Consider the following 26323-nt stretch of genomic DNA (forward strand, 5'->3'; position numbering starts at 1 on the left):
ACCGGTGGAACGAGCGGACGCGCCACCGGCCGATCGTTCGGACGCGCCACCGGCGGAGCGGTCGGACGCGCCACCGGTCCGGCTCGAAGTGCTGCGCAGCATCGACCAGTTGCCGCCCGGCAGCTGGGAACGGCTGGCCCCCGCGGGCGACCCGATGTGGTCCCGGAGCGTCTTCCGGGCCCTGGAGCGCAGCCGGGTCGGGCCCGCCGGGTACGCCTACCTGACGGTGCGCCGGGGCGGCGAGACAGTCGCGGTGCTGCCGCTCTGCCTCTTCCCCGACCTGCGGCTGGACCGGATCGTCGGCCCGCACGAGCGCCGCCTGCTCGCCCCGCTGCGCCGCCTGGCGCCCCGCCTGCTGCGGGTGCCGATGCTGTTCTGCGGCCACCTGCTCGGCCAAGGCCACGTCCTGGCGGCCGAGCCGCTCGACGGGCCGACCGGGCGGCTGCTGGTCACCGCCGTCCTGGACTTCGCCCGGCGCGAACGGCTCGGCACCGTGGTCTTCAAGGACTTCGCCGGGCCCGACCTCGCCCCGCTGCGCGCCCCGCTCACGGAGGCCGGCTTCTTCCTCGCCCCGAGCCTGCCCGACACCGAACTCGCCCTGCCCACCGACTCGTTCGAGCAGTACCTGGCCGCCCTCCCGGCCAAACCGCGCCGCAACGCCCGGGCCAAGATCCGCCGCTTCGGCTCCCGTCCCGGCCTGCGGATCGAGGTACTGGCCGCGTTCGACCACCTGCTGCCCGACCTGCTCGCCCTGTACGGGCAGGTGATGGACCGCGCCGACCAGACCCTGGACGTGCTGGACCACGCCTTCCTGGCCGCCCTCGCCGCCGACCCGCTCAGCCGCCTGGTGGCCTGCTTCGAGGGCGAACGGCTGGTCGGCTTCCTGCTCTGCCTCTTCACCGCGCAGCCCGGCGCGGGCGGTGCGGGCGGCGCGGGCGGTGCGGGCGGCGCGGGCGGTGCGGAGAGCGCGGGCCGCGAAGGCGGTGCGGGTGGCACGGGCGGCGCGGACGGGATCGCGCCGGGGGCGACTGGGGCCCGGATCGGCCTGGACTACCGGCTGGCCCACGACGCCGCGCTCTACCACAACCTGCACTACGCGGCCGTCCGGCTGGCGATGGACACCGGCTGCCGGCACATCCGCTTCGCCCAGACCGCGTACCTGCCCAAGGTGGAGATGGGCTGCGCGCTGATCGAGCAGTGGCACGCGATGACCCACGTCCGGCCGCTGCCCCGCGCGGTGCTCCGCCGGCTCCTCCCGCCCGCCCTGGCCGCCGCCCGCGCCCAGGCGCTGGACCCGCCCGGCGGCACCGGCCCCGCACCCCGTCCCCACACCGAAGAGAGGCCCCCGCATGCCGCACGTTGAAGTGGAACTGCCCGTCGCCGCGGCGCCCGAGGACGCCTGGCCGGTGGTGGTGGACGTCCTCGGCTACCCCGACTGCATGGAGAGCGTCGACTCGGTCGAACTCGTCGAGCAGCCCGACGAGCGGCACCGCACCACCGCCTGGTCGGTCCGGCTCAAGGGCTCGGTGCTGCGCTGGACCGAGGCCGAGGTGATCGACCACGCCGCCCGCCGCTTCGACTTCGAACAGGCCAGCGGCGACCTCGGCGCGTTCACCGGCCACTGGTCGGTGTCGCCCGCGCCCGGCGGCGGCAGCACCGTCGCCCTGCACGTCGACTTCGACATCGGCATCCCGCTGCTCGCCGAGATGCTCAACCCGGTCGCGGCGGACGCCCTGCGCGAGAGCGCCGCCCAGATGCTCGGCGCCCTCGAACAGCGGCTCCTGCTCCAGGGGGCCGCCCGGTGACCACCACCGTCCCCGGCACCGCCACCGACCCCGCGGTGGTCTTCGACCGGCTGCGGCGCCACCTCTCCCCGAAGCTCGCCCTGACCGGCGGCTTCGCCGGGCGCGGCGCGGTGGAGGCGGCCGGCGAGGGCTGCCGGGTGACGCTCTCCGACGGCCGGACCGCGCTGGACTTCGGCTCCTACGCCGTCACCCTGCTCGGCCACCGCCACCCCGCGGTCACCGCGGCCGTCCGCGCCCAGCTGGACACCATGCCCACCGCGACCCGCAGCCTGGCCAACCCGGTCACCGCCGAGGCCGCCGCCCGGCTCAGCGGCTACCTCGGGGACGTCCTCCCGAAGGTGTACTTCGGCCTGAACGGGGCCGACGTGGTCGAGGTCGCCGTCAAACTGGCCCGGCTGGCCACCGGCCGCCCCCGGGTGCTGGCGGTGCGCGGCGGCTTCCACGGCAAGTCGCAGGGCGCCCTCGCGCTCACCCACAGCCCGCTCTACCGCCGGGGCCTGCTCGGCTGCGAGGTGGACGTGGTCCACGTCGACGCCGAGGACCCGGCGGCGGTCGGCCGGGAGACCGCCGGCGGCCGGGTGGCCGCCGTGGTGCTGGAACCGGTGCAGGGCGAGAACGGCGCCCTGCCGCTGCCCACCGGGGTGCTGCGGCAGTGGTGCGCGGACGCGGCCCGGCACGGCGCCTTCGTGATCGCCGACGAGATCCAGTGCGGCCTGCGCCGCTGCGGCGAACGCTCGGTCGCCCTCGCCGACGGGCTGCCCGTCGACGCGGTCCTGCTCGGCAAGCCGCTGGGCGGCGGCGTCGTCCCGCTCTCCGCGCTGCTCTGCTCGGAGCGGCTGTACGCGCCGCTGGCGGCCGACCCGTTCCTGCACTCGGCGACCTTCGGCGGCCACCCGCTGAGCTGCGCCGCCGTCCCCGCCGCCCTCGAAGCGATCGAGGAACTCGCCGACCACGGACGCGAGTTGGCCGCCCAGCTGGACGCCGCACTGACCGGCCTGCACGAGCGCCACCCGGACGTGGTGCGGGCCGTGCCCGGCCGCGGCCTGCTGCGCGGCCTCGACTGCGCCTCCCCGCAGGCGGCCGGCGCGATGGTGCTCGAACTGGCCGCCGCCGGGCTGCTGGTCTCCCCGTGCCTGAGCCGCCCGACCACCGTCCGGCTGCTCCCGCCGCTGATCGGCACGGCGGCCGAACTCGCCGAGGCGACCGCCATCCTGGACGCCGCGCTCACCGCCACCGGACGCACCCTGCGGACGGGCGGCACCGGCTGACCCCGGGACGCCGGGACGCCGGCTGAGCACGCCCGGCGCACGTGCACGGGCACGGACACCGGCCGACCGCGGCCGGTGCGGAGTACGGAGCAAGCCGCCCGGTGCGGCGAAAGGAGCGAACCCAGGTGCCCACACGAGAGGAACTGGCCGTGACGGTCAGGGCGGTCATCTCCGACGTCCTCGGCACGGACCCGGACGAGCTGCGGGAACGGACCAGCCTGGCCGAGGACTACGGCGTCGACAGCCTCGAACTCATGGAGATCGGCGCCCGGTTGGAGCGGACGCTGCGCCTGCGGATCGACCCCGACGACCTGGTCTCGGCCCGCGACGTCGGCCACGCCATCGACCTGCTGCGCGCCCGGCTGGACGACCCCGCGACCGCCGCGCCCGGCAGCCGGCTGCACGGCGCGGTGATCGACCTGTCGGCCCCGGCACCCGTCCCCGCCCCGCCCGCCGCCGTCGCCGTCACCGCCGCCCCGGCGCCGGAGGGCCCCGCGTGAGCCCGCAGGACCGGCACCCCTCGGGCGGGCACCGGGTCGCCGTCACCGGCATCGGCGTGAAGTCCCCGGCGGGCAACAGCCTCGACGAGGTGTTCGCCGCGGTGCTGGCCGGCCGGTCCGTCGCGGCCCGGGTGGAGCGGCTGGTCGAGGCCGACCTGCCGGTCCACTTCGCCTGCCTGGTACCGGAGTTCGACCCGGAGCGCTACCTCAGCCGGCGCGAGGCCCGGCAGATCGACCGCCCGGCCCAACTGCTGCTGTGCGCCGCCGACGACGCGCTGGCCGACGCCGCCCTGCCCGCCGACCGCCGGCCCGACCGGATCGGCGTGCAGATCGGCACCGGCATCGGCGGGCTGTCCAGCATGGAGGCCGCCACCGCGGGCTTCGTCGACCGCCCCCGGGACCTGCCGGTGCACACCGTCCCGCGCACCATGGCCAACTCGCCCGCCTGCCGCATCGCGCTGCGCCACGGCTTCCAGGGCGTCTGCACCACCTACTCCAGCGCCTGCGCCAGCGGCGGCACCGCCCTGGGCGAGGCCGCCCGACGCATCCGGTACGGCGAGCTGGACGTGGCGGTGGCCGGCGGCGTCGACGCGGCGGTCAGCACGGTGGTGATGGGCGCCTTCGCCCGGATGCGCGCGCTCTCCACCCGCAACGACCGGCCCGCCCTGGCCAGCCGCCCGTTCGACGCCGACCGGGACGGCTTCGTGATGGGCGAGGGCGCCGCCGTCCTGGTGCTCGAACGCTGGGAGTCCGCCCGGGCCCGCGGCGCCGTCATCCACGGCGAGATCGCCGGCTACGCCGAGAACTGCGACGCCTTCCACATCGCCGCCCCGCACGAGGACGGCGAGGTCGCCGCCCGCTGCATGCGGCAGGCCGTCGCCGACGCCGGGCTCTCCCTCGCCGACATCGGCCACATCAGCGCGCACGGCACCTCCACCGTGCCGGGCGACCGCGCCGAGGCCCGGGCCATCGAACGCTGCTACGACGGCCAGTCGCCGCCGGTCACCGCGGTCAAGGGCGTCACCGGCCACCTGATCGGCGCGGCGGGCGCGCTGGCGGCCGCCCTCGCCCTGCGCAGCGCGTCCCGCGCGCTGGTGCCGCCGATCGCCAACCTGCACGACAGCCCCGAGGGCGGCCGGATCGACCTGGTGCACGGCGCGCCGCGCGCCCTCGCGCCCGCGCCGGTGCTCTCCAACGCCTTCGGGTTCGGCGGCCAGAACTCCTGCCTGGTGCTCGCGCCCCCGCCCTGAGCCGCTCCCGCTCTGAGCCGCCCCGTCCTGACCCACCCCCCGTCCTGACCCACCCCTCCAGCAGACCTCCAGCAGAGGAACCAAGCAGATGCGAGTCCTTCTCACCGGGGCGACCGGAGTGGTCGGCACCGAACTCGCCCACCAGCTGCGCACCGTGGCCGCCGCCCACGGCCGCCCGCTCGACCTCGTCCCGGTCGCCCGGCGCGGCGGCGGCACCGCACTGCCCTGGCGGATGGGCGCCGAACCGCCGCCCGCCGCCCTCGCCGGGCACTGGGACGTCATCGTGCACGCCGCGGCCAGCACCCGCTGGACCCTCGGCCGGGACGAGGCGGTCGCCGCCAACCTCGACCCGCTGCGCGCCGTCCTCGCCCTCGCCGACCGAGAGACCCACCTCGTCCAGGTCTCCACCGCGTACGTCGGCGGCGAGCGCAACCCCGAGGACCTGCGCGGCGCCGAGTTCGAGGGCTACCGCAACGGCTACGAGTGGTCGAAGGCCCGCTGCGAGGAGATCGCCCGCGACGAGCACCCCGGACCGCTCACCCTGGTCCGCCCGCCGCTGGTGGTCGGCCGCCGCACCACCGGCGAGATCGCCCGCTTCTCCGGCCCGTACACCATGCTCCAGGCCCTCGTCTCCGGCACCGCCGCCGTGGTGGTCGGCGACCCGGCGGGCCACGCCGAGATCAGCCCCGTCGACGAGGTCGCCGCCGCCCTGACCGCCGCGGTCCTGGACGCCCCGCCCGACCGGCCGCGCACCGAGGTGATCGCCGCCGGCCCCGACAGCCTCGACCTCGACACCCTGCTCGACGTCATCTGCACCACCCTCAACGACTTCCGCGCCGCGCACGGCGTCACCCCCGTCGAACGGCCGCCGCTGGTGTCCGTCGACAGCTGGGAGCGCTTCTTCCTCCCGCTCTCCGACCAGTACCTCTCCCCGATCCAGAGCCAGGCCGTCAGACTCCTCGCCATGTTCCAGAGCTACACCAGCATGCGCCGCCCCTTCGAACCCACCTGGAAGGTCCCCGACCCGGCCGCCGCCATGGCCGCCTCCGTCCGCCACTGGGCCGAACGCCGTCCCCGCCTCGCCCTGGCCCGCCCCGAACCCTGGACCCTGCTCGGCCCCGGCCGCTGAGCGCACCCGCCGGTGCGCCCGACGGCCGGGGCCGGGGGAGTCGTGATCAGCCGGTGGTGCAGGTGGCGGTGGGCCAGGTGGTGGAGCCGTTCTTCATGATGGTCATGCCCCAGGTGTTGCCGGAGCCGTTGGGGGTGGCGACGAGGGTCTGGGCGTCGGGGTAGGTGGTGGTGGCGTTCCAGGTGGAGCTGACCTTCTCCGGCGAGGGCACCTTGACGGTGACCTTCCAGGTGCTGGAGCCGGTGACGGCGACGTTGAGGTTGTAGCGGTCGCTCCAGGAGGTGCTGGCGGAGAGGGTGGCGGTGCAGCTCCCGCCGCCGGTGCCACCGCCCCCGGTACCGCCGCCCCCGGTGGAGGAGCCGAGGGTGAGGTTGGAGCTGCCGCTGCTCTGGTAGCCCTCGGTGGCCAGGATCTCGTAGTTCATGCTGCCGAGGTTCATGCCGTACTTGGCCCACGCGTCGAAGTGGTTGCCGACCGTGATGGTGCCGCCGGTCCGCTTCGACTGGCGGACGCTCCAGTACTGGTTGAAGGTCTTGTTGCCCTCGATGGAGGGGGCGTTGACCCGGGTGGTCTCGTAGATGTCGTAGGTGCCGCCGTCGCTGGTGACGGTGCCCTTGTAGGTGCCGGTGGGCTTGTACGAGCCGTAGTTCTCGACCACGTAGTACTCGACCAGCGGGTTGGTGGTCCAGCCGTACAGCGACAGGTAGGCGTTGCCGCTGGTGCTCCAGGTGCCCGAGTAGGTCACCGGGTTGCGCGAGCCGGTGCTCCAGCCCTTGCCGGCCACGAAGTTCCCGGCGTTGGTCCAGGAGGTGCTGTAGTTGCCGCCGCCGTTCAGGGACATCGAGGCCGCACCGCTGCCCTCGGTCCAGAACGAGTAGAAGTACCCGCCGTCGTTGCCGGTCTGGTTGCTGGTGACGGTCGCGGCGTCGGCGGTGCCCGGCAGCACCACGACCGCCGCGAGGGCCAGCGGGAGGATGCGTGCCTTGCGGACCAGCCGCCACATCCGGCCGGCTCGGGGGCTCTTGGGGTGGGGGAGTGTCACGAGGGGATCCGTTCTGCGAGGGGTGGGTGGGGGTGCCGCGCCGCGCTGTCCCTGATCCAGCGTCAACAGGCGTGCGCCGGACGCGGATTGGCGCGTACGGCCCGGGCCCTGGGCCGTACGGACTTGTCGACGGCGACAGTGTTGGGCGGCGCTCGACGGGCTGTCAACGCTTTCGACAGGACTTCCGAATGCGTCGGTCGCCGACTCGGCGGGGTGTGGTCGGTGAAATCGCTGGTGGGGGCGGTTTTTCCGGCTTCCGGCCTCCGGTGTCGAGCGCGGATCGTGCGGTTTCGATGGCGTTCGGCTGGTCAGCGCGGCACAATTTTCGGCAACATGCTTTCGAAACTTTCGAAGCCGGGGAGGGATGGGCCGGGGCTCCGGAGCGGCTCGGCAGGAGGGTGGGAATTCCCCGGGGAGGGCGGCGCGGATGCGGCGGGATTTCCCCGGCGGGGAATTCTTTCCGCCGCGCTCGATTTCTTCTGGTGCGTACACGGTTCAGCGGCGGGGAATTCCCGGTGCGGCCCCGGCGGCGGGGGTCAGCTGGTGGTGCAGGTGGCGGTGGGCCAGGTGGTGGAGCCGTTCTTCATGATGGTCATGCCCCAGGTGTTGCCGGAGCCGTTGGGGGTGGCGACGAGGGTCTGGGCGTCGGGGTAGGTGGTGGTGGCGTTCCAGGTGGAGCTGACCTTCTCGGGGGTGGGCACCTTGACGGTGACCTTCCAGGTGCTGGAGCCGGTGACGGCGACGTTGAGGTTGTAGCGGTCGCTCCAGGAGGTGCCGGCGGAGAGGGTGGCGGTGCAGCTCCCGCCGCCGGTGCCACCGCCCGTGCCCCCGCCGGTACCGCCGCCCGTGCTGCCGCCGCCGTTGTCGGTGGGAGCGACGGCGCGGCCGGTCTGCGGGGAGATCATGCCGGCGCACAGCCCGCGGGAGGCCAGGTTCTGGGCGATCTGCGGGATCGCGGCCAGGGTGTTGGCGGGCCACTCGTGCATCAGGATGACCTGGCCGTTGCCGAGCCGGCCGACGGCCTGCACGATCGCGGCGGTGCCGGCGCCGTTCCAGTCCTGCGAGTCCACGTCCCAGATCACCTCGGTCAGGCCGTACTTGGCCTCGACCGACTTCAGGGTCGCGTTGGTCTCGCCGTACGGCGGGCGGAACAGCTTCGGCGTGCCGCCGCCCGCGTTGGCGATGGCCGACTGGGTGCCGCCGACCTCGGAGTCGATCTGGGCCTGGCTCTCCTGGGTCAGGTGGGGGTGGGTGTAGCTGTGGTTGCCGATCCACATCCCGGCCGCCGACTCGGCCTTCACCTGGGCCGGGTAGGCGGCGGCGAACTGGCCCTCGTTGAACACGGTGGCCCGCAGCCCGTTCTGCTTGAGTGCGTTCAGCAGGGCCGGGGTGTGGTCGTTGGACGGGCCGTCGTCGAAGGTCAGCCCGACGTAGCCGGTGCAGGCGGCGGCCCGGGCCGGGGCGGGATCGACGGCGGTGGCGGTCAGGCCGGCCGCCACGGTGGCGGCGACGGCGAGGCCCGCGATCAGCGGGCGCGGCGAGAGGCTGGTGCTGCGCATGGGGGTGCGACTCCTCGTGGTTCGCTGGGGAGCCCGGGAGGCGGATGGAACCGGCGACCCGGCTCGACTGGAAGGTCGGCGACGGCCGACTGCGAAGAGTTTTGACCCGGGCAGTTCACGTGTCAATGATCCGGTTGAAACTTTCGGATGCTATTCGGTGCGCGACGGCAATGACGGCCGGAAGCGGCAGCCGTTTCGGCCGGAATAGGGGCGTGCGCCGCTCCGGAACGGCGGGAAATGTGCGTCCGGGCGGGTCCGATCCGCACCGATCGTCTTTCGGGCGGCGGGCGGCGGACGGCGGGCGGGTCACAGCGGGTGGGTGACAGCGGGCGGGGGCGGGGGCGCCCGGGCAGCCTGGATCGGCCGTCGGCGGGTTCCGCGCCGTTGCGGGCCGACGGCCGATCGGCCCGGCCCCGGTGCGTGCCGCGGGCCCGGCCGTGCCCGGGCCGGTGGCCGGGCGCGGGCGGTGCGGCGGAGCAGGGGGACGGGCACCGTCGGCCGGGCGGGCGAAGCGGGGTGCCGCCCGGCCGACGGAGTGGCGGGCGTCGGCCGGGGCGGCCGACGCGGGGGAGGAGACAGGGGGGAGGAGACAGGGGACGGGGACGGGGGAGCGGCGGCGGCCGCGGGGTCAGTCGGCGGTTCCGGCCAGCTGCTCGGTGAAGCGGTTGGCGAACTTGCCGTCCGGGTCGAGTTCCCGGCGCAGCGCCAGGAAGTCGCCCAGCCGCTCGTAGGCGGTGCCGACGGCGGCCCGCGGCGCGTGCGTGATCTTCCCCCAGTGCGGGCGTCCGCCGAGCGGCAGGAGGGCGCGTTCGACCGCGGCGAGGGCCGGGGCGACGGCGGCGGGGTCGGGCTTCCAGGTGAAGTGGAAGGCGACCGAGTCGCGCCCGTGGGAGGGGCTCAGCCAGAGTTCGTCGGCGGCCACCGTGCGCACCTCGGAGATGTGCAGTACTGGCGCCAACTGCTGTCCCAGCGAGCGCAGTTCGGCGACGGCGGCGCGGGCCGCGGCGCGCGGCAGCAGGTACTCGGACTGGAGTTCCGCGCCGCTGCTGGGGGTGAACTCGGGGCGGAAGTGCGGCAGCCGCCGGTACCAGGGGCCGGGGGCGCCGAGCTGCGGGGTGCAGGCGTCGGTGGGCAGGCCGGGCACCGGGTGCTCGGGGCGGTCGGCGGGCCGCGCGCCGGGGACGGCGGCGGGCGGGGTGCCGTCGTCGAGCTGCTTGACCCAGACCCGGCCGGTGTCCGAGCCCCAGTCGGTGAACAGGCTGACGCTGTAGCCGACGGCGTGGATCTCGTCCAGGTGGGCGGTGTAGTCGGCGAGGGCGAGCCCGGTGTGGACGTACTGCCGGACGTCGAAGGCGGGCACCGTGTCGAGGGTGAGCGCGGTGACGATGCCGAGCGCGCCCAGGTGCACCACCGCGCCGGGGTGGGTGGTGGTGCGCAGTTCGCCGTCGGCGCCGACGACCTCCAGCGAGCGGACGGCGGCGGCGAGCGAGCGGCGGGTGTCGCCCGAGCCGTGGGTGCCGGTCGCGGTGGCCCCGGCGACGGAGATGTGCGGCAGCGAGGCCAGGTTCTCCAGGGCCAGGCCCGCCGCGTGCAGGACGGTGGCGAGTTCCGCGTAGCGGGTGGCGGCGGAGACGGTGACGCTGCGGCGGTCGGGGGCGATCTCGATCCGGGTGGGCAGGCCGTCCAGCCGGACCAGGTCGCCCTCGGTGTCGGCGACCGGGCTGAAGGAGTGGCCGCTGCCCAGGGCCCGGACGCGGTCGCTGCGCCGGACCAGTTCCCGCAACTCGTCCAGGTCGCGCGGGCGGTGGACGGCGCGGGCGCCGAAGGTGAGGTTGCCCGCCCAGTTGGTCAGCGGGCCGGCGGGCGGCGTGCCGTCGGGCGGCGGGCCGACCGGCCGGGGGCCGGTGGTGGACGGGCCGGTGTCGGAGGAGCCGGTGGTCGTCATCGGGTCACACCCAGGGGGTCGGGGGCGGGTCGCCGGAGCGGGCGGACGGCCGCCCGTCCGGCACCCCGATTCGTCATGGCGGAAAACAAATTAGTCCGCCCAGGTCGACGGGGCAAGGGCGGCCGGACCTCGAAACTTTCGAAACCCGATGCTGGGCGGTCCGGGTCGCGGCCCGGGTCGCAGCCCGGTCGGTCCGGGCGGTCCGGTCAGCCCCCGGCGGGGCCGGGTGCCACGGTACTGGAGCGCACCACCAGGGTGGTGGAGAGTTCGAGCCGGGTGGGGGCGGCCGGGGCCTCGCCGGTGCGCAGGGCGAGGATCAGCCGGGTGGCCTGCTCGGCCATCTCGCGCAACGGCTGGCGGACGGTGGTCAGCGCGGGGCTGGTCCACTGGGCGATGTCCAGGTCGTCGTAGCCGACCACGGACAGGTCCTCGGGGACGCGCAGCCCGCGGACCCGGGCGGCCTCCATGACGCCGAGCGCCTGTAGGTCGCTGCCCGCGAAGATCGCGGTGGGGCGGTCGGGCAGCTCCAACAGTCGCTTGGCGCAGGCGAGTCCGCCCTCGGCGTGGAAGTCGCCGAAGGCGATCAGGGCGGGGTCGGTCTCCAGCCCGGCCATCGACATCGCCGAGCGGTAGCCGTCGAGCCGGGCCAGCGAGCAGAGGGTGTCCTCGGGGCCGGTGACGATGCCGATCCGCCGGTGGCCGAGCTCGATCAGGTGCCGGGTGGCGGCGAGGCCGCCGGCCCAGTTCGCCGAGCCCACCGAGGGCACGTCCGGGTCGGGGTTGCCGGCCGGGTCGATGATGACGAACGGGATGGAGCGGGCCCGCAGTTGGCGCTTGAGCTCGGGCGGGAGGCCGGAGAGGACCAGCACCACGCCGAGCGGCCGCCGCCGCAGCACCGCGTCGATCCAGCCGGGCCCCGGCGCGTGCCGGGAGCCGCTGTGGGCGACCACCACGGCCGCCCCGTGCTCGTTGGCCACCGTCTCGACGCCGCGCAGGAGTTCCATCGCCCAGAGGCTGTCGAGCTCGTGGAAGACGATCTCGATCAGCGGGGCCTCGCCGCCGTTGCGGGCGGCGCGCTGGTAGTCGTGCTCGCGCAGGACCCGTTCGACCCGGCCGCGGGTGGACGCCGAGACGTCGGTACGTCCGTTCAGGACCTTCGAAACCGTCGAAACGGAGACTTCGGCCTCTCGCGCGATGTCCGCGAGGGTGACCCGTCCCAGTTCATCGCCCTTTTCCATGCCCGCAGCATAGGGCACGGGCGGCGCGGGACGACCCCCGGATCACGCTTCAGTAACCCTCGGTACGAGGGGTTGACCCGAAACATGCCCGCAACTTAACGTCCCGGCCAGGCACTGATTTCGAGAATGGCCTCGAAACTTTAGGAGACTCCTGATGAAGAGACGCGCGTTCGCTGTGGCACTCGGGCTGTCCCTGGCGACGGTGGGGGTGACGGCCTGCGGCAGCGGCGCCTCCACCGGCGGCGGCTCCAACACGATCCACGTGCTGGTCTACGGCGACGCCAGCAACAAGGTCGAGAAGCAGATGGTCGACACCTTCAACAAGACCTCGAAGGTCAAGGTGGTGCTGGACACCATCCCCGGCGCCGACTACCAGGCCAAGCTCAACACCATCATCAACACCGCCCAGGCGCCGGACGTCTTCTTCAACTGGGGCGGCGGCAGCATCCAGCCCTACGTCAAGGCGGACCTGCTGCTCCCGCTGGACGACATGATCGCCGCGGACCCGGGCCTGAAGGACAACTTCCTCTCCTCGGTGTTCAACACCGCCGTGATCGACGGCAAGTCGTACGGCATCCCGATGCGCGGCACCCAGCCGGTGCTGCTGTTCGACAACAAGAAGGTGCTGGCCGACGCGGGCCTGAGCGTCCCGAAGACCTGGGACGACCTGCTGAACGCCGTGCAGGTGCTCAAGGGCAAGGGCGTCACCCCGTTCGCCCTCGGCGGCGGCGACCAGTGGCCGACCCTGATGTGGTACGAGTACGTCTTCGACCGGGTGGCCGGCCCCGAGCTGTTCCAGCGGGCGCTGTCCGGCGACAAGGCCGCCTGGGAGAGCGAGGACGCCAAGAAGGCGCTGGGCATGCTCAAGCAGCTGGTCGACGCCGGCGCGTTCGGCTCGAACTTCGACTCGGTCAAGTTCACCGACGGCGGCTCCCCGGCCCTGCTGGCCAAGGGCAAGGCGGCGTTCGAGCTGATGGGCTCCTGGGCGTACTCCACCCAGCAGGACGCCAACCCCGACTTCGCCAAGAACGACCTCGGTTACAGCGGCTTCCCGTCCGTCGCGGGCGGCAAGGGCGATCCGGCGGACGTGGTCGGCAACACCAACAACTTCTACTCGGTGCTGAAGAAGAGCAAGCACCCCGAGACCGCCGCCGCCTTCCTCAAGCTCATGTACTCCGACGAGTTCGTGAAGGCCCAGCTGGCGATCGGCAACCTGCCGACCACCACCAACACCGAGCAGTTCCTCGACACCGCCGCCAGCCCGGACTACTCGAAGTACCAGTACGAGCTGGTCAAGGCCGCCCCGTCGTTCCAGCTCTCCTGGGACCAGGCGTACCCGCCGGCCGCCACCACGCCGATCCACACCGCCGTCCAGCAGTTCTTCAACGGCAAGCTCGACGTGGACGGCTTCATCAAGGCCATGCAGGCCCTGCCCGCCTCCTGAGACGAATGCCGATGAGTGCTCCCTCCTTCGCGTCCGCGTCCGGCCGCCGCCCGCGGGCCGGGCGCCGGACCGGCGTCGGGGTGACCCGCCCGGGCCTGGTCTGGGCGGTCCCCGCGACCGTCTTCTTCCTGCTGTTCGCCCTCCTGCCGCTGGTGCTGGTCGCGGTGCTCTCCTTCACCAGCTGGGACGGCGTCGGCGCGCCCCGCTTCAACGGCCTGGACAACTGGACCGAGCTGCTGCACGACCCGGTGATGACCCAGAGCGTCTGGCTGACCCTGGTGCTGACCGCGGCCGGCGTGCTCGTGCAGACCCCGGTCAGCGTCCTGCTGGGCGTCTGGGCGGCCGGCCACCAGCGCAACCGGGCCGTGCTGTCCGCGGTCTTCTTCATCCCGCTGCTGCTGTCCGCGACCGCGGTCTCGGTGGTCTGGCGGGCCATCCTCGACCCCAACTTCGGCGTCCCCTCGCAGCTGACCTGGCTGTTCGGCGACGGCAACCTGATGGGCAGCCGGAGCGGCGCCATCGCGGTGCTCACCTTCGTCGGCATGTGGCAGTGGACGCCCATGCACGCCCTGCTCTACCAGGGCGGCGCCCGGGCGATCCCGCAGGTGCTCTACCAGGCCGCCGCGATCGACGGCGCCGGCAAGTTCCGGCAGTTCGTCCACATCACCCTGCCGCAGCTGCGCAACACCATGATCACCTCGGTGATCCTGATGCTGGTCGGCGGCCTCACCACCTTCGACACCGTCCTCATCCTCACCCAGGGCGGCCCCGGCACCGACACCACGAACAGCGCCTACTACATGTACCAACAGGCTTTCAAGAGCTTCGACTTCGGCTCCGGCTCGGCCATCGCCCTGGTCCTGGTGGTGGTCGCCACCCTGATCTCGCTCGCGGTCGTCCGGTTCTCCGGCTACGACAAGATGCGCGGCACCACGGAGGGACTGTGATGCGCAGGCGTCCCAACCACCTCGCCGGGCTGGGCTCGCTGGTCTGGCTGGTCCTGGTCGGCTTCCCGCTGTACGTCCTGCTGATCTCGACCTTCCGGACCCGCTCCAACTACTCCACCCAGGGCCCGCTCACCTTCCCCTCGCAGCTCACCCTGCAGAACTACGTCGACGACTTCTCCAACGGCTTCGGGCAGGACTTCCTCAACACCGTCGTCGTCACCGCGAGCGTGGTCGCGATCGTGCTGCTCGTCGTGCCCCCGCTGGCCTACGCGATCGTCCGGGCCCGGGGCAGGACCATCAGCACGGTCTTCCGGATCTTCCTGCTGGGCCTGGCGATCCCCGCGCAGGCCGTGATCGTGCCGATGTTCTACGTCATCAGCAAGGCCGGCCTGTACGACCACCTGATCGGCGTGATCCTGCCGACCGCCGCGTTCTGCCTGCCGGTGTGCACGCTGGTGCTCACCGGCGCGATGCGGGACATCACCGGCGAGCTGTACGAGGCGATGGCCATGGACGGCGCCAGCCCCTGGCGGGTGTTCTGGCAGCTGGTGGTGCCGCTGTCCAGGGGCGGCCTGTCCTCCGTCGTGGTCTTCTCGGCGCTCCAGGCGTGGAACGGCTTCCTGTTCCCGCTGATCCTCACCCAGTCGGAGAGCAGCAAGGTCATCACCCTCGGCCTGTACGACTTCCAGACCGAGCACGGCGTCGACGTGCCCGGCCTGCTCAGCGCCGTCGTGCTGTCGATGCTCCCGATCTTCATCGTCTACCTGTTCGCCCGGCGTGCCTTGGTCCAGGGCCTCATGGGCGTCGGAGGAAAGTGACCGACAAGATGAACCTGGCCGTTCCCGCCGAAGCCCCCACCCCGCCCGCCGCGACCGCGGCCCCCCGCTGGCGCGACCGCGCACTGGGCCCCGAGGAGCGCGCGGACGCCCTGATCGCCGAGCTGACCCTGCCGGAGAAACTGGCCCAGCTGGTCGGCGTCTGGGTCGGCGCCTCCGACGAGGGCGGCGACGTCGCCCCGCACCAGCACGACATGGAGGAGCCGCCCGACCTCGACGACCTGCTCCCGAACGGACTGGGCCAGCTGACCCGCCCGTTCGGCACCGTCCCGGTCGACCCGGCGCTCGGCGCGCTCTCGCTGGCCCGCAGCCAGCAGCGGATCGCCGCCGCCAACCGGTTCGGCATCCCCGCCCTGGCCCACGAGGAGTGCCTGGCCGGCTTCGCCGCCTGGGGCGCCACCGCCTACCCGGTGCCGCTCTCCTGGGGCGCCACCTTCGACCCCGAGCTGATCCGGCGGATGGCGGCGGCGATCGGCCGCGACATGCGCGCCGTCGGCGTCCACCAGGGGCTGGCCCCCGTCCTCGACGTGGTCCGCGACGCCCGCTGGGGCCGGGTCGAGGAGACCATCGGCGAGGACCCGTACCTGGTCGGCACGGTGGCCACCGCCTACGTGCAGGGCCTGGAGTCCGCGGGCGTCGTCGCCACCCTCAAGCACTTCGCCGGCTACTCCGCCTCCCGCGCCGGACGCAACCTCGCCCCCGTCGGCATGGGCCCCCGCGAACGCGCCGACGTCATCCTGCCGCCCTTCGAGATGGCCGTCCGCGAGGGCCGCCCCCGCTCCGTCATGCACGCCTACACCGACACCGACGGCATCCCCTCGGCCGCCGACGAGGCCCTGCTGACCGGACTGCTGCGCGACACCTGGGGCTTCGACGGGACGGTGGTCGCCGACTACTTCGGCATCGCCTTCCTCCGACTGCTGCACGGCGTGGCCGGCGACTGGGCCGAGGCCGCCGCGCTCGCCCTGGCCAGCGGCGTGGACGTGGAGCTGCCCACCGTCAAGACCTTCGGCGAACCGCTGCTGCGGGCCGTCGAGGACGGCACCGTCCCCGTCGCGCTGGTCGACCGGGCGCTGCGCCGGGTCCTGGTGCAGAAGGCCCAGCTCGGCCTGCTCGACGCGGACTGGGACGCCGTCCCCGCCGCGCTGGCCGGCCGCCCGCTGGACGACCCGCGCGCCCTGCGCGGCACCGTCGACCTGGACCGCCCCGAGAACCGGGAGCTGGCCCGGGAGATCGCCGAACGGGCCGTGGTGCTGCTCAGCAACGACGGCACCCTGCCGCTGCGCGCCCCCCGCCGGATCGCCCTGATCGGCCCCAACGCCGACACCCCGACCGCGGTGCTCGGCTGCTACGCCTTCCCCGTGCACGTCGGCAGCCAGCACCCGGACACCCCGATCGGCATCGAACTGCCCACGCTGCGCCAGGCGTTGGCGGCCGAGTTCCCCGACAGCGAGATCCGGACGGCGGCCGGGGCGGGCATCGACGGCACCGACACCTCCGGCTTCGCCGAGGCCCTCGACGCGGCCCGCCGGGCCGACGTGGTGATCGTCGCGCTCGGCGACCGGGCCGGCCTGTTCGGACGCGGCACCAGCGGCGAGGGATGCGACGTGGAACTCCTCGAACTGCCGGGCGTGCAGCGGCAGTTGCTGGACGCCCTGCTGGACACCGGCACCCCGGTGGTGCCGGTGCTGCTGGCCGGCCGGCCCTACGCGCTGGGCCGCGCGGTCACCGAGGCGGCGGCCCTGGTGCAGACCTTCTTCCCCGGCGAGGCCGGGACCGAGGCGGTCGCCGCCGTGCTCAGCGGACGCACCAACCCCTCGGGCCGGCTCCCCGTCAGCATCCCGGCCCGGCCCGGCGTCCAGCCCTCCACCTACCTGGCCGCCCGGCTGGCCGGACCCAGCGAGGTCTCCAGCACCGACCCCACCCCGGCGTTCGGCTTCGGACACGGCATCGGCTACACCTCGTTCGACTGGAGCGGCCTCGAAGTGGAGCGCGAACTCGCTTCCACCGACGGCGAGTTCACTCTCTCCTTCACCCTGCGCAACACCGGCGACCGGGCCGGCAGCGAGACCGTCCAGCTCTACCTGCACGACCCCGTCGCCAGCGTGGTCCAGCCCGTCCAACGACTGATCGGCTACCGGCGGATCACCCTCGACGCGGGCGAACACGCCCGGGTCGAGATCACCGTCCCCGCCGACCTCGCCTCCTTCACCGGCCGCGACGGCCACCGCGTCGTCGAGCCCGGCGCCCTGGAACTCCGCCTCGCCGCCTCCAGCACCGCCCCCCGCCTCACCACCACCGTCCACCTGGAAGGCCCGCCCCGCGTCCTCGACCACACCCGCCGCCTCCACGCGCACTTCCGCACCACCTGACGGCCCGCCCGGCACCACCACCCCGGCCGCGCCCCTTCCCGGAGGGGTGCGGCCGGTGCGTGTCCGGAACACCGGCGGTCAGACGGGTAGTCGCCAGGCCGGCCCCGACGGGGAGCCGATCCACACCCGCTGTTCCTCGCCGTCGACAGTGAGCCCGAAGGCGTCCTGGGCGGGTGCGCCCACCTCCTCCCACTGCGCGAAGGCGTGCTCGACGGCGTCCCAGAGCGGCAGCGGCCCGTGCTGGTGGACGATCGGGCCGGAGCCGGTGTCCTCGGTCCACGCCTGGGAACCGGTGGCGGTGTCCACCAGGATCGCCCTGGGGCCGGCGCCCAACAGTTCGGCGGACGGCGCGGCGAGCTGGGCGAGGAAGCGGCCGGTCCACGACCAGATCCGGGCCGGGGCGAGAAAGGTCCTCCGCTCGTGGCCCGTGTGCAGGGTGAAGGTCGGCCGGGGCGGCGGCTGGTGGGCGCGGGCGAGCATGAACGCCACCTCTTCGCCGGTGAACCTTCCCTCCGCGGTGCCGTCGCCCCGGACAGTGAGGTTGACCAGGCCGGAGGCCTGCGACCAGCCGCCGAGGCAGGTCGTGACGGTCCCGCCGGGACGGACCTGCCAGACCCAGGGGTACGGGATGCCGCGGACCGAGCACGTGGCGACGATCCGGTCGAAGTCGGTGCCGGCCTCGCGGGCGTCGAGGCCGTCGGCGATGACGAGGTCCGGGGCGTGCCCGGCCGCGTGCAGGGCGTCGCGGGCCCGGGCCCCGGTGGCCGGGTCCACCTCGACGGAGGTCACCTGCCGGTCGCCGACGCGATGGCAGAGGATCGCCGTCGAGTAGCCGGTGCCGGTTCCGATCTCCTGTACGCGGTCGCCCTCACCGATGTCCGCGGCCTCCAGCATCCGGACGACGAGCGAGGGCAGGGTCGAGGAGGAGGTCGGCAGGCCGTACACCGGCCCGGTCGCGGTGACGGCGTCGACGCCTCCGACCTGGGTCACCCAGGTCTCGTTGCGGTAGGCCATCGAGAGCCATTCGGCCTCCGGTACGTCCTGGCGCCGCACCGGATGGTAGACGGTCGAGCCCCGGGCGTCGGTGGCGGGCCGGAACACGGCGTCGCCGAGGAAGACCTCCCGGGGTACGGCTTCGACGGCCTTCCGCCAAGCAGGGTCGGTCAGGCCGTGCCCGGTGATCCGGTCGGCGAGCCGCTGCCGCAGGCGCGCGGTGCCGGTCATGCGGTTCCTCGCTGGAGCAGGTCCGCCAGAGCGGCGGTCATCGGCAGTCCGGTCGGCGGTTCCATCCAGGCCCATTGGCCGGACGGGTTGCACTCCATCCACACCCAGCTGTCCTCGTCGTCGGTGGGACCGGTGAGTGCGAAGTCGAACGCGCCGAAGACCAGACCGAAGTGCGCGAGGTAGGCGAAGATCGCGCGTTCGACGCGCTCGGGGACGGAGGTCGCGGTGTAGGTGTGGGTGGAGTAGTCGACCCGCCAGTCCAGCAGACCGCTGTCGATGCGGACGGCGAACACCTGCTCGCCGATCACGGTGACGCGGATGTCGGCGGTCTTGTCGACGCGCTGCTGGAACAGGTGCATGGTGCCGGACACGGTGCCGTCGATCTCGTCGGCGGTGACCTCGGTGACGGGCACGGTCTGGGCGATGCCGTCGACCAGGTACGTCGGCATGCTGATGGGTTTGTGGACCACGGGCCCGTGGGCCCTGACGAACTCGCGGGCCCGGTCGGGCTCGTTGGTGACGACGGTCGGCGGCAGTCGAAAGCCGCACGCCGCCGCGGCGGCGAGGCCGGCGGGCTTGTACTCCGCGTCGCCGATCCGGTGAGGGTGGTTGACGTACAGGCAGTGGGGGAGGGACACCAGGACGCCGCCGAGTCCGTAACGCGCCTGGGCGGCGGCGACGCGTGCGTCCTGCGGACCGAGGTGGGCGAACGTGAACGCGGACGGGCGCCGGTAGTACAGCGACCGGACCGCGCCGAGCCCGGCCTGCCGGGTGGGCGTCCGCAGGCTACCCCGCCACCCGGTGTCCTCGCCGCCGACGAGGGCGGTGCAGGACAGGGCGGCCGGGAAGTCGCCGGCGTCGAACCGTACGACCGGGACGTTCCGGCGGTGCAGCTCGGCGATCACCAGGTCGGCGGTCGGGTCCTGCAGGTTGGTGACGACCGCCACCGGTCGTGCGTCGGGAACGGTCATTGGTCGGTGTCGTTCCCGGTGTCGCTGTCCGGAGCGTCCCCACCCTGGGTGTCGCCCTGACCGGTGGTGCCGGTCGGCGGATTGGTGCCCGAGGAGGTGCCGTGCTCCGGCGTCATCAGCGGTTCGCCGTCGAGGCCGAAGTAGCGGGCGGTCTGGGAGGCCGGGTCGAGCGTGATGCGGCCGACCGCGGGGCCTCCCCGGAACGGCGGGTACGGGGCGATCCGGCCGAGAACGAACGGGGCCGGAGTCGGGCGGCCCTGGGGGAGCGGGCTCCCGGTCGGGAACCGCTCGGCGTGAACGAACATCGACTGCCTCCTGCTGTGCGTCAGCTGTGCCGGTGCCTCCGGAAGGCGGTGTCCTTCGGGTCCCCCGGGCGAACCGGTGCCGCTGCCCGTGGCCACCACGAGGAGTTCCCGCTCGTCCGCCGGGCCTTCCTCCGTGACACGACGTTAGGGGCGGGCCGACCGGGCCCTCCAGCGAGTTGCACGCGGTTGCACGAGTTCACCCGACAGCGTTGACCGCCGTGGTGACCAACGCCCGGGCGCCGTCGCCGTGCACGGCCAGCTTCGCCAACTCGGAGAACGCGCGCAGGTAGGTCCGGATCTCTCCGGGCGCGGTGATGTTGATCTCCGCCGTCAGTGTCTCGACCGCCACGAGGGATTCGTCGAAGGCGTAGAACGCTTCGAGGGGCCAGACGGTGCGTCGGCGCCGGAACGGGATGACGCCGAGCGACACGTTCGGCCGGGCCATGACGGCCAGCAGGTGGCGCAGTTGCCCGACCATCACCTCGTCGTCGGCCACGGCGTGGTACAGCGCGGCTTCCTCCAGGACGAGGGCGAAGCGATGATCCCCCTCGGTGAGGACGCGGGAGCGGCTGAGGCGGGCTGCGACGGCCTGCTCGACGTCGTTCGGCGTTCCTTGGAACGCCGCGATCGAGCCGAGCAGGCCGGCGGCGTACGGCCCTGTCTGCACCATGCCGGGCACGACGGTGGAGGCGTAGACCCGGAAACCCCGGGTGCGCTGGTACAGCGGCACCGTCCTCCGGTGGACGTGCCGCATTCCGTCGCGGTGGATATCGGTCCACTGGGCGTACATCGACTCCGCGGTACGTGACGCGGCGATGATGTCGGCAGCCTGGTCCTCCGCGCCGCAAGCCGCGCACCACGCCCGGACATCGGCATCGGACGGCACCGTCCTGCCGTTGGCGATCCGGGACGACTTCGACTTGTGCCACCCGCACAGTTCGGCCAGTTCGAGCCCTGAGATCCCGGCACCGCGGCGCAGGGCGTCAAGCCGTTCGGCGACGGCGAGGCGCGCTGCCCGCGCGTTGGAGAGGGGGGAAGTGGACATGTGCCGGCTGAACCGCGACTCGGCGGATCAGACGGTGAACCGGTCGTGCGGAGTGGCCCGCTCCCAGACCGCGTCGAACGCGGAGGAGCAGAAGAGCGCCACCGCCGGGTCGTCCGTCTCGTCGGTGTGCACCCACCGCCCTTCGCCGTCGAAGACGTTGAACTGCACGGTCCGGCGGTCGAAGACCCAGAAGTCGTTCCCCGGCAGGGGCAGGACCGAGGCTTCGCGGCGCGGAAGCCACCGGATCTCCTCGCCGGCCGCGATGTTGGTGAAGGAGAACGAGTGCTCGTACGCGACGTACTCGGACACCGGCTCCGAGACGACCCGGGCCCGACGGACCGAGACCCCCTTGGCGGTCACCTCCCTCACGAGGTCGAGCCACGGGCGCCACCAAGTCCCCGGAGCACTCGGATCGAGCCGGTGCCCGTCCTTCCACGACCGGAAGCCCACCGCCTCGCTCTCGACGGTGTACACGTCGCGCAGTTCGAGGTGCACGGCGGACTCCTCCGCGGAGCGCAGGAGAGCCGCGAAGTCACTCAGCGTCTGCGACACCCAGGGCCTCCTTCAGGTACTTCGCCATCCGAGCCGGAACGCGAACGACGGTCTCGTGAGCGGGAATCGGTCCGGCGGCCCGTACCTCGGCCTCTGTACCCGGGTCGAGCTTCCAGCCCTGGACGATGAGATCGGACGTCTCCTCGTCAACGAAGATCGTCGGCGAGCCGTGGTCGCCCGACTTGTCATCCTTGCCCACGAACCGTAACGCCATCTGGGGCCTCCCCGGACCGATTGCGGCTGGTCGTTCTCGGAACCCATGGTGGCTTCTCCGTGCCCCGGCCGCCCGGGGTTCGGCGGAAGTGAGGCGGCCCGCGGGGACGCCCCGTGGGGGGTTACCGCGGGTCCTGGTGTGCGCCGAGGGCCCGTCCGCGCCGTCCGCGGGCGCGGTACCGGGGGCGTGCGGGTACCGCGGGCGTGGTACGGCGGGTGTCTGCGGGCGGGGGACGACAGGGGGCGGCTCGGGACCGCAGGGTGGAGGAGACCGGGAGAAGGCCGAATTCTGGAGCGCGCATGTCCGTTCTCGCCCGCTGGTGCCATCGGCACCGGCTCGTCACCGTGCTGTTGTGGCTGGGCCTGCTGGTGGGGCTCGGAGCCGTCTCCGGCGCCGTCGGGACGAAGTACAGCGACAGCATGGCGATGCCGGCCACCGAGTCCAGCCGGGCGATGGACCTGCTCAGGGCGCAGATGCCCGCCGCGGCCGGCGACACCGACACCGTGGTGTGGCACACCGCGAACGGGACGGTGCGCGACCCGGCCGTCCAGGAGCGGATGACCGGAGCCCTGGACGCCATCGCCCACAGCCCCTCCGTCGCCTCGGTCGGCAGCCCGTACGCCGAGCAGGGCGCGGCGCAGGTCAGCGCCGACGGCACCACCGCCTATGCGCAGGTGACCTTCAGCGGTGCCGCCCACGACGTCCCCAAGGCGGACGTCGAGCACGTGGTCGACCTGGCGAAGCAGGCCCGCGCCGACGGCCTGGACGTCCAGCTCGGCGGGCAGGCCGTGCAGAACGCCGAGACCGAGATGGGCGGCACCAGCGAGATCATCGGCATCGTCGCCGCGCTGATCGTGATGACGCTGGTGTTCCGCTCGGTGTGGGCCGCCGCGCTGCCGATCCTCACCGCCGTGGCCGGCGTCGGCACCGGCGTGATCGGCACCGGCCTGCTCAGCCACGGCATGAGCATCGCCTCGGTCGCCCCCACCCTGGGCGTCCTGGTCGGTCTCGGCGTCGGCATCGACTACGCCCTGTTCATCGTCAACCGGCACCGCAAGGGCCTGATGGCCGGCCTGGAGGTCGGGGAGGCGTCCGCCAAGGCGCTGAACACCTCCGGCCGCGCGGTGCTGTTCGCCGGACTGACCGTGGTGATCGCCCTGCTCGGCATGCTGATCCTCGGCATGGGCTTCCTCAACGGCATGGCGGTCTCGGCCGCCCTCACCGTCGCGCTCACCGTGCTGGCCGCGATCACCCTGCTGCCCGCCCTGCTCGGCCTGCTCGGCCACCGGGTGCTCAGCCGCGCCCAGCGCCACCGCCTGGCCGAGCACGGCCCCGGCGAGGCGCACGCCACCGGCTTCTGGCCGCGCTGGGCCGCCCGGGTGCAGGCCCGGCCGACCGGCAAGGCGCTGGTCGCCCTGGTGCTGATGCTCGCCGTGTCGCTGCCGGTGCTGTCGCTGCGCCTGGGCAGCTCGGACGCCGGCAACAACCCGAGGACCACCACCACCCGGCAGGCGTACGACCTGATGGCCGACGGCTTCGGCCCCGGCTCGAACGGCCCGCTGCTGCTGGTCGCCGAGGCCCCCGGCGCGGCGGACCGGGCCGCCCTGGACGGGCTGGTGGCCGACCTGAAGGGCCTGGACGGCGTCGCCCGGGTCGCGGCCGTGCCGATGCGCGAGGGCCAGCAGGTCGGCATCGTCCAGGTGGTGCCCACCACCTCCCCGCAGTCCGCGCAGACCTCCGCGCTGATCACCGAGCTGCGCGAGCACACCGTCCCCGGCGCCGAGGCCGGCACCGGCCTGCGGGTGTACGTCGGCGGCGCGACCGCGACCGCCGCGGACTTCGCGGACGTGCTGATCTCCAAGCTGCCGCTGTTCATCGCGATCATCGTCGGCCTGGGCTGCCTGCTGATGATGGTGGCCTTCCGCAGCCTGCTGGTGCCGCTGATCGGCGTGGTGATGAACCTGCTGACCATGGGCGTGGCGTTCGGCGCGATCGTCGCGGTCTTCCAGTGGGGCTGGGGCTCCGAGGCGCTCGGGGCCGGCGCGGCCGGGCCGGTCGAGGCGTTCGCCCCCGTGATGATCATCGCGATCCTGTTCGGCCTCTCGATGGACTACCAGGTCTTCCTGATCAGCCGGATGCACGAGGAGTGGACCCACACCCGGGACAACCACCGCGCCGTCCGGGTCGGCCACGGCGAGACCGGCCAGGTCATCACCGCCGCCGCCGTCATCATGGCCTGCGTGTTCGCCGCCTTCCTGTTCGGCGGCCAGCGCATGATCGCCGAGTTCGGGCTCGGCCTGGCCCTGGCCGTCCTGCTCGACGTGCTGGTGCTGCGGATGGTCCTCGTCCCGGCCCTGATGCACCGCTTCGGCGCCGCCAACTGGTGGCTGCCCGGCTGGCTCGACCGCCTGCTGCCGCACGTCTCGGTGGAGGGCGAGCCCGACCCGGCCCCCGCCCCCGCCGCCGTCCGGCAGCCCGAACCGGCCGACGCCGGGCGTTGACACCCCGCGGGGCCCGGCCGGTCAGTGCCACCGGCCGGGCCCTGCTGCGTACGGTGAAGGAGTGCGAATGACGCAGACGGTCAGACGGTGGTGCGGCGGACGGCCGGGGCGCACCGACGTGGCGGTGGCGCTGGCCTGCTTCGTGCTCGCCACGCCGATCACCGCCGCCACCGCGTACCACCGCGACGCCTCGATCACCGGCTACCTGCTGTTCCTGCTGCTGTCCTGCCTGCCGCTGCTGGCCCGCAGCCGGTGGCCGGTGCCGGTGGCCGCCGCGACGGTGCTGATCGGCGTGGTCGAACTGGTGCTGATCCCGTTCTCGCCCGGCCCGCGCCCGGAGGCCCTCGGGATCTCGATGTTCGCCGTCGGCGTCGCCCTGTACGCCGTCGCCACCCGCACCGACCGGCCCACCGCCTGGCGCACCGGCTGCTGCGCCGCCGCCGCGCTCACCCTCACCGCGCTGATCGTCCGCCCCGGCCTGGAGGAGATCCCGCAGAACCTCGGCCTGATCGCCTGGCCGTTCCTCTCGGTGGCGATCGGCGACGCCGTCCGCAGCCGCCGCGAACTGCTCGCCTCCGCCGTCGAACGCGCCGAACGCGCCGAACGCACCCGCGAGGAGGAGGCCCGCCGCAGGGTCACCGAGGAACGGATGCGGATCGCCCGCGAACTGCACGACGTGGTCGCCCACCACATCACCCTGGTCAACGCCCAGGCCGGCGTCGCCCACCACCTGATGCGCACCGACCCCGACCACGCGTACCAGGCCCTGGAACGCATCCGCGACACCAGCCGCGCCGCCCTCGACGAACTGCGCGCCACCGTCGGCCTGCTGCGCCACAGCGGCGAGCCGGCCGCGCCGCGCGAACCCGCCCCCGGCCTGGCCGGACTCGACGACCTGCTGGACGCCTTCCGGCACTCCGGCCTGGACGTCACCCTGGAACGCGACGACGCCGCCGGCCTCGACGACGCCCCCGCACGCGACGACGCCCCCGCACGCGACGGCGCTGCCGGACCCGACGGCGCCGCCGGACGCGACGGCCCCTCCGCGGTCCTGCCGCCGATCCTCGACCTGACGGCCTACCGGATCATCCAGGAAGCGCTCACCAACACCCACAAGCACGCCGGGCCCACCACCGCGCGCGTCCGCCTCGACTTCGGCCCCGACACGCTGCGGCTCACCGTCGAGGACGACGGCCGGGCCGACGGCGGCGGGGCGCCCGACGGCACCGGCACCGGTCACGGCATGATCGGCATGTACGAGCGCGCCCGCGCCGTCGGCGGCACCCTGAGCGCCGGACCGCGCCCCGGCCGGGGCTTCCGGGTCCACGCCGAACTGCCGCTGCCCGCCGGCCCCGCCCGCAAGGCCGGCCGACCGTGAGCCGCCCGGCGGTCGGGGGTGCGGCACCGGCTACCGCGGGAACCCCGCGAACCCCGCGAACCGCACGAACCGCACCGAGGACCACCCGAAGGAGCCGCCGACCATGACCGTCCGCGTCCTGCTCGCTGACGACCAGGCCCTGCTGCGCGGCACCTTCCGCCTGTTGATCGACTCCGCCCCCGACCTGGAGGTGGTCGGCGAGGCCGGCACCGGCCGGGAGGCCGTCGCGCTGGCCCGCACCCTGCGCGCCGACCTGGTCCTGATGGACATCCGGATGCCCGACCTGGACGGCCTCGCCGCGACCAGGCTGATCACCGCCGACGAGGACCTGGCGGGCGTCAAGGTGCTGGTCCTGACCACCTTCGAGAGCGACGAGTACGTCGCCGAGGCGCTGCGCGCCGGGGCCAGCGGCTTCCTCGGCAAGGGCATCGACCCGGAGGAGCTGCTGGACGCCATCCGGGTCGTCGCGGCCGGGGACGCCCTGCTCTCCCCGGCCGCCACCAAGGCCCTGATCGGCCGCTTCCTCGCCCAGCCCGACCCGGGGCGGCGCGCCGCGCTGCCCCGGCTGGACGTGCTCACCGCCCGCGAGCAGGAGGTGGTCGCCCTGGTCGCGGCCGGCCTGTCCAACGACGACATCGCCGAACGGCTGTTCGTCACCCCGCTCACCGCCAAGACCCACGTCAACCGCGCGATGACCAAGCTCGGCGCCCGCGACCGCGCCCAACTGGTGGTCATCGCCTACGAGACCGGCCTGGTCCGCCCGGGCGGGGCGTGAGCTGCGGGCCGTGAGCTGCGGGT

At 73.7% G+C, this 26323-nt stretch carries 23 protein-coding genes; 13 read left to right on the forward strand and 10 right to left on the reverse strand.

Annotated elements, in window-relative coordinates:
- Window positions 1-4: 4 nt before the first annotated feature.
- The 6 genes from ACIQVD_RS07865 to ACIQVD_RS07890 all read left to right on the forward strand — a co-directional run bounded on the left by ACIQVD_RS07865 (window position 5) and on the right by ACIQVD_RS07890 (window position 5952).
- Window positions 5-1363, forward strand: coding sequence for a GNAT family N-acetyltransferase (locus tag ACIQVD_RS07865; protein ID WP_402286802.1), 1359 nt, complete (start codon window positions 5-7; stop codon window positions 1361-1363).
- Window positions 1350-1805 (forward strand): type II toxin-antitoxin system RatA family toxin, encoded by a 456-nt coding sequence (locus ACIQVD_RS07870; RefSeq protein WP_402286804.1) that lies wholly within the window; start codon window positions 1350-1352, stop codon window positions 1803-1805. Before ACIQVD_RS07865 ends, ACIQVD_RS07870 begins: the two co-directional genes overlap by 14 nt.
- Entirely contained in the window at window positions 1802-3073 is a 1272-nt protein-coding gene (locus tag ACIQVD_RS07875) for an aspartate aminotransferase family protein (protein WP_400678600.1), read from the forward strand. Before ACIQVD_RS07870 ends, ACIQVD_RS07875 begins: the two co-directional genes overlap by 4 nt.
- 125 nt (window positions 3074-3198) lie before the next feature.
- Complete coding sequence (locus ACIQVD_RS07880; protein WP_402286806.1) at window positions 3199-3573, forward strand: acyl carrier protein; 375 nt, start codon at window positions 3199-3201, stop codon at window positions 3571-3573.
- Complete coding sequence (locus tag ACIQVD_RS07885; RefSeq protein WP_282203106.1) at window positions 3570-4823, forward strand: beta-ketoacyl synthase; 1254 nt, start codon at window positions 3570-3572, stop codon at window positions 4821-4823. Before ACIQVD_RS07880 ends, ACIQVD_RS07885 begins: the two co-directional genes overlap by 4 nt.
- A gap of 88 nt (window positions 4824-4911) precedes the next feature.
- The gene (locus ACIQVD_RS07890) at window positions 4912-5952 is read left to right on the forward strand and encodes an SDR family oxidoreductase (protein WP_402286810.1); all 1041 of its coding nucleotides are present in this window, start codon (window positions 4912-4914) and stop codon (window positions 5950-5952) included.
- 46 nt (window positions 5953-5998) lie between these two features.
- Here ACIQVD_RS07890 and ACIQVD_RS07895 read toward each other — a convergent pair whose 3' ends face one another.
- The 4 genes from ACIQVD_RS07895 to ACIQVD_RS07910 form a co-directional block, all read right to left on the reverse strand.
- On the reverse strand, window positions 5999-6955 hold the full coding sequence (locus ACIQVD_RS07895; protein ID WP_402287721.1) for a glycoside hydrolase family 11 protein: 957 nt from the start codon (window positions 6953-6955) through the stop codon (window positions 5999-6001).
- A gap of 575 nt (window positions 6956-7530) precedes the next feature.
- Window positions 7531-8553 (reverse strand): polysaccharide deacetylase family protein, encoded by a 1023-nt coding sequence (locus ACIQVD_RS07900; RefSeq protein WP_402286812.1) that lies wholly within the window; start codon window positions 8551-8553, stop codon window positions 7531-7533.
- A 628-nt stretch (window positions 8554-9181) separates the two neighbouring features.
- Window positions 9182-10498: an FAD-binding protein gene (locus ACIQVD_RS07905; protein WP_402286815.1), complete on the reverse strand. Its 1317-nt coding sequence runs from the start codon at window positions 10496-10498 to the stop codon at window positions 9182-9184.
- A gap of 206 nt (window positions 10499-10704) precedes the next feature.
- Window positions 10705-11736 carry a LacI family DNA-binding transcriptional regulator gene (locus ACIQVD_RS07910; protein ID WP_400678608.1) on the reverse strand — a complete coding sequence of 344 codons (1032 nt, stop codon included), beginning with the start codon at window positions 11734-11736 and terminating at the stop codon, window positions 10705-10707.
- A gap of 154 nt (window positions 11737-11890) precedes the next feature.
- Here ACIQVD_RS07910 and ACIQVD_RS07915 point away from each other — a divergent pair, with 154 nt between their 5' ends.
- Genes ACIQVD_RS07915 through ACIQVD_RS07930 form a run of 4 tightly spaced genes read left to right on the forward strand, consistent with a single transcriptional unit; the run spans window position 11891 to window position 17335 of the window.
- Complete coding sequence (locus tag ACIQVD_RS07915) at window positions 11891-13180, forward strand: ABC transporter substrate-binding protein (RefSeq protein ID WP_400678609.1); 1290 nt, start codon at window positions 11891-11893, stop codon at window positions 13178-13180.
- 11 nt (window positions 13181-13191) lie between these two features.
- Window positions 13192-14127: a carbohydrate ABC transporter permease gene (locus ACIQVD_RS07920; RefSeq protein ID WP_402286818.1), complete on the forward strand. Its 936-nt coding sequence runs from the start codon at window positions 13192-13194 to the stop codon at window positions 14125-14127.
- The gene (locus ACIQVD_RS07925; RefSeq protein WP_400678612.1) at window positions 14127-14945 is read left to right on the forward strand and encodes a carbohydrate ABC transporter permease; all 819 of its coding nucleotides are present in this window, start codon (window positions 14127-14129) and stop codon (window positions 14943-14945) included. The genes ACIQVD_RS07920 and ACIQVD_RS07925 overlap by 1 nt, the downstream gene beginning before the upstream one ends.
- Window positions 14946-14953: 8 nt before the next feature.
- Entirely contained in the window at window positions 14954-17335 is a 2382-nt protein-coding gene (locus ACIQVD_RS07930) for a glycoside hydrolase family 3 N-terminal domain-containing protein (protein WP_400679895.1), read from the forward strand.
- Between the two features lie 78 nt (window positions 17336-17413).
- Here ACIQVD_RS07930 and tgmC read toward each other — a convergent pair whose 3' ends face one another.
- The 6 genes from tgmC to ACIQVD_RS07960 form a co-directional block, all read right to left on the reverse strand.
- Window positions 17414-18559, reverse strand: coding sequence for an ATP-grasp peptide maturase system methyltransferase (gene tgmC / locus ACIQVD_RS07935; protein ID WP_402286821.1), 1146 nt, complete (start codon window positions 18557-18559; stop codon window positions 17414-17416).
- A complete protein-coding gene (gene tgmB, locus ACIQVD_RS07940; RefSeq protein WP_402286824.1) occupies window positions 18556-19530 on the reverse strand; it encodes an ATP-grasp ribosomal peptide maturase in 975 nt (324 codons plus the stop codon). The genes tgmC and tgmB overlap by 4 nt, the downstream gene beginning before the upstream one ends.
- On the reverse strand, window positions 19527-19835 hold the full coding sequence (gene tgmA, locus ACIQVD_RS07945; RefSeq protein ID WP_402286827.1) for a putative ATP-grasp-modified RiPP: 309 nt from the start codon (window positions 19833-19835) through the stop codon (window positions 19527-19529). Before tgmA ends, tgmB begins: the two co-directional genes overlap by 4 nt.
- Before the next feature lie 196 nt (window positions 19836-20031).
- Window positions 20032-20880 (reverse strand): helix-turn-helix domain-containing protein, encoded by an 849-nt coding sequence (locus tag ACIQVD_RS07950; protein ID WP_402286830.1) that lies wholly within the window; start codon window positions 20878-20880, stop codon window positions 20032-20034.
- A 27-nt stretch (window positions 20881-20907) separates the two neighbouring features.
- Complete coding sequence (locus tag ACIQVD_RS07955; protein WP_400678620.1) at window positions 20908-21432, reverse strand: DUF6879 family protein; 525 nt, start codon at window positions 21430-21432, stop codon at window positions 20908-20910.
- Window positions 21413-21646 carry a hypothetical protein gene (locus ACIQVD_RS07960; RefSeq protein WP_400678622.1) on the reverse strand — a complete coding sequence of 78 codons (234 nt, stop codon included), beginning with the start codon at window positions 21644-21646 and terminating at the stop codon, window positions 21413-21415. Before ACIQVD_RS07960 ends, ACIQVD_RS07955 begins: the two co-directional genes overlap by 20 nt.
- A gap of 299 nt (window positions 21647-21945) precedes the next feature.
- Here ACIQVD_RS07960 and ACIQVD_RS07965 point away from each other — a divergent pair, with 299 nt between their 5' ends.
- From ACIQVD_RS07965 to ACIQVD_RS07975, 3 genes are all read left to right on the forward strand, one after another.
- Window positions 21946-24147 (forward strand): MMPL family transporter, encoded by a 2202-nt coding sequence (locus ACIQVD_RS07965; RefSeq protein ID WP_402286834.1) that lies wholly within the window; start codon window positions 21946-21948, stop codon window positions 24145-24147.
- A gap of 67 nt (window positions 24148-24214) precedes the next feature.
- Complete coding sequence (locus tag ACIQVD_RS07970; RefSeq protein ID WP_402286837.1) at window positions 24215-25525, forward strand: sensor histidine kinase; 1311 nt, start codon at window positions 24215-24217, stop codon at window positions 25523-25525.
- 103 nt (window positions 25526-25628) lie between these two features.
- Window positions 25629-26300 (forward strand): response regulator transcription factor, encoded by a 672-nt coding sequence (locus ACIQVD_RS07975; protein ID WP_100839827.1) that lies wholly within the window; start codon window positions 25629-25631, stop codon window positions 26298-26300.
- Window positions 26301-26323 lie beyond the last annotated feature (23 nt).

The sequence above is a fragment of the Kitasatospora sp. NPDC090308 genome (genome assembly GCF_044769485.1).
Taxonomy (GTDB): domain Bacteria; phylum Actinomycetota; class Actinomycetes; order Streptomycetales; family Streptomycetaceae; genus Kitasatospora; species Kitasatospora fiedleri.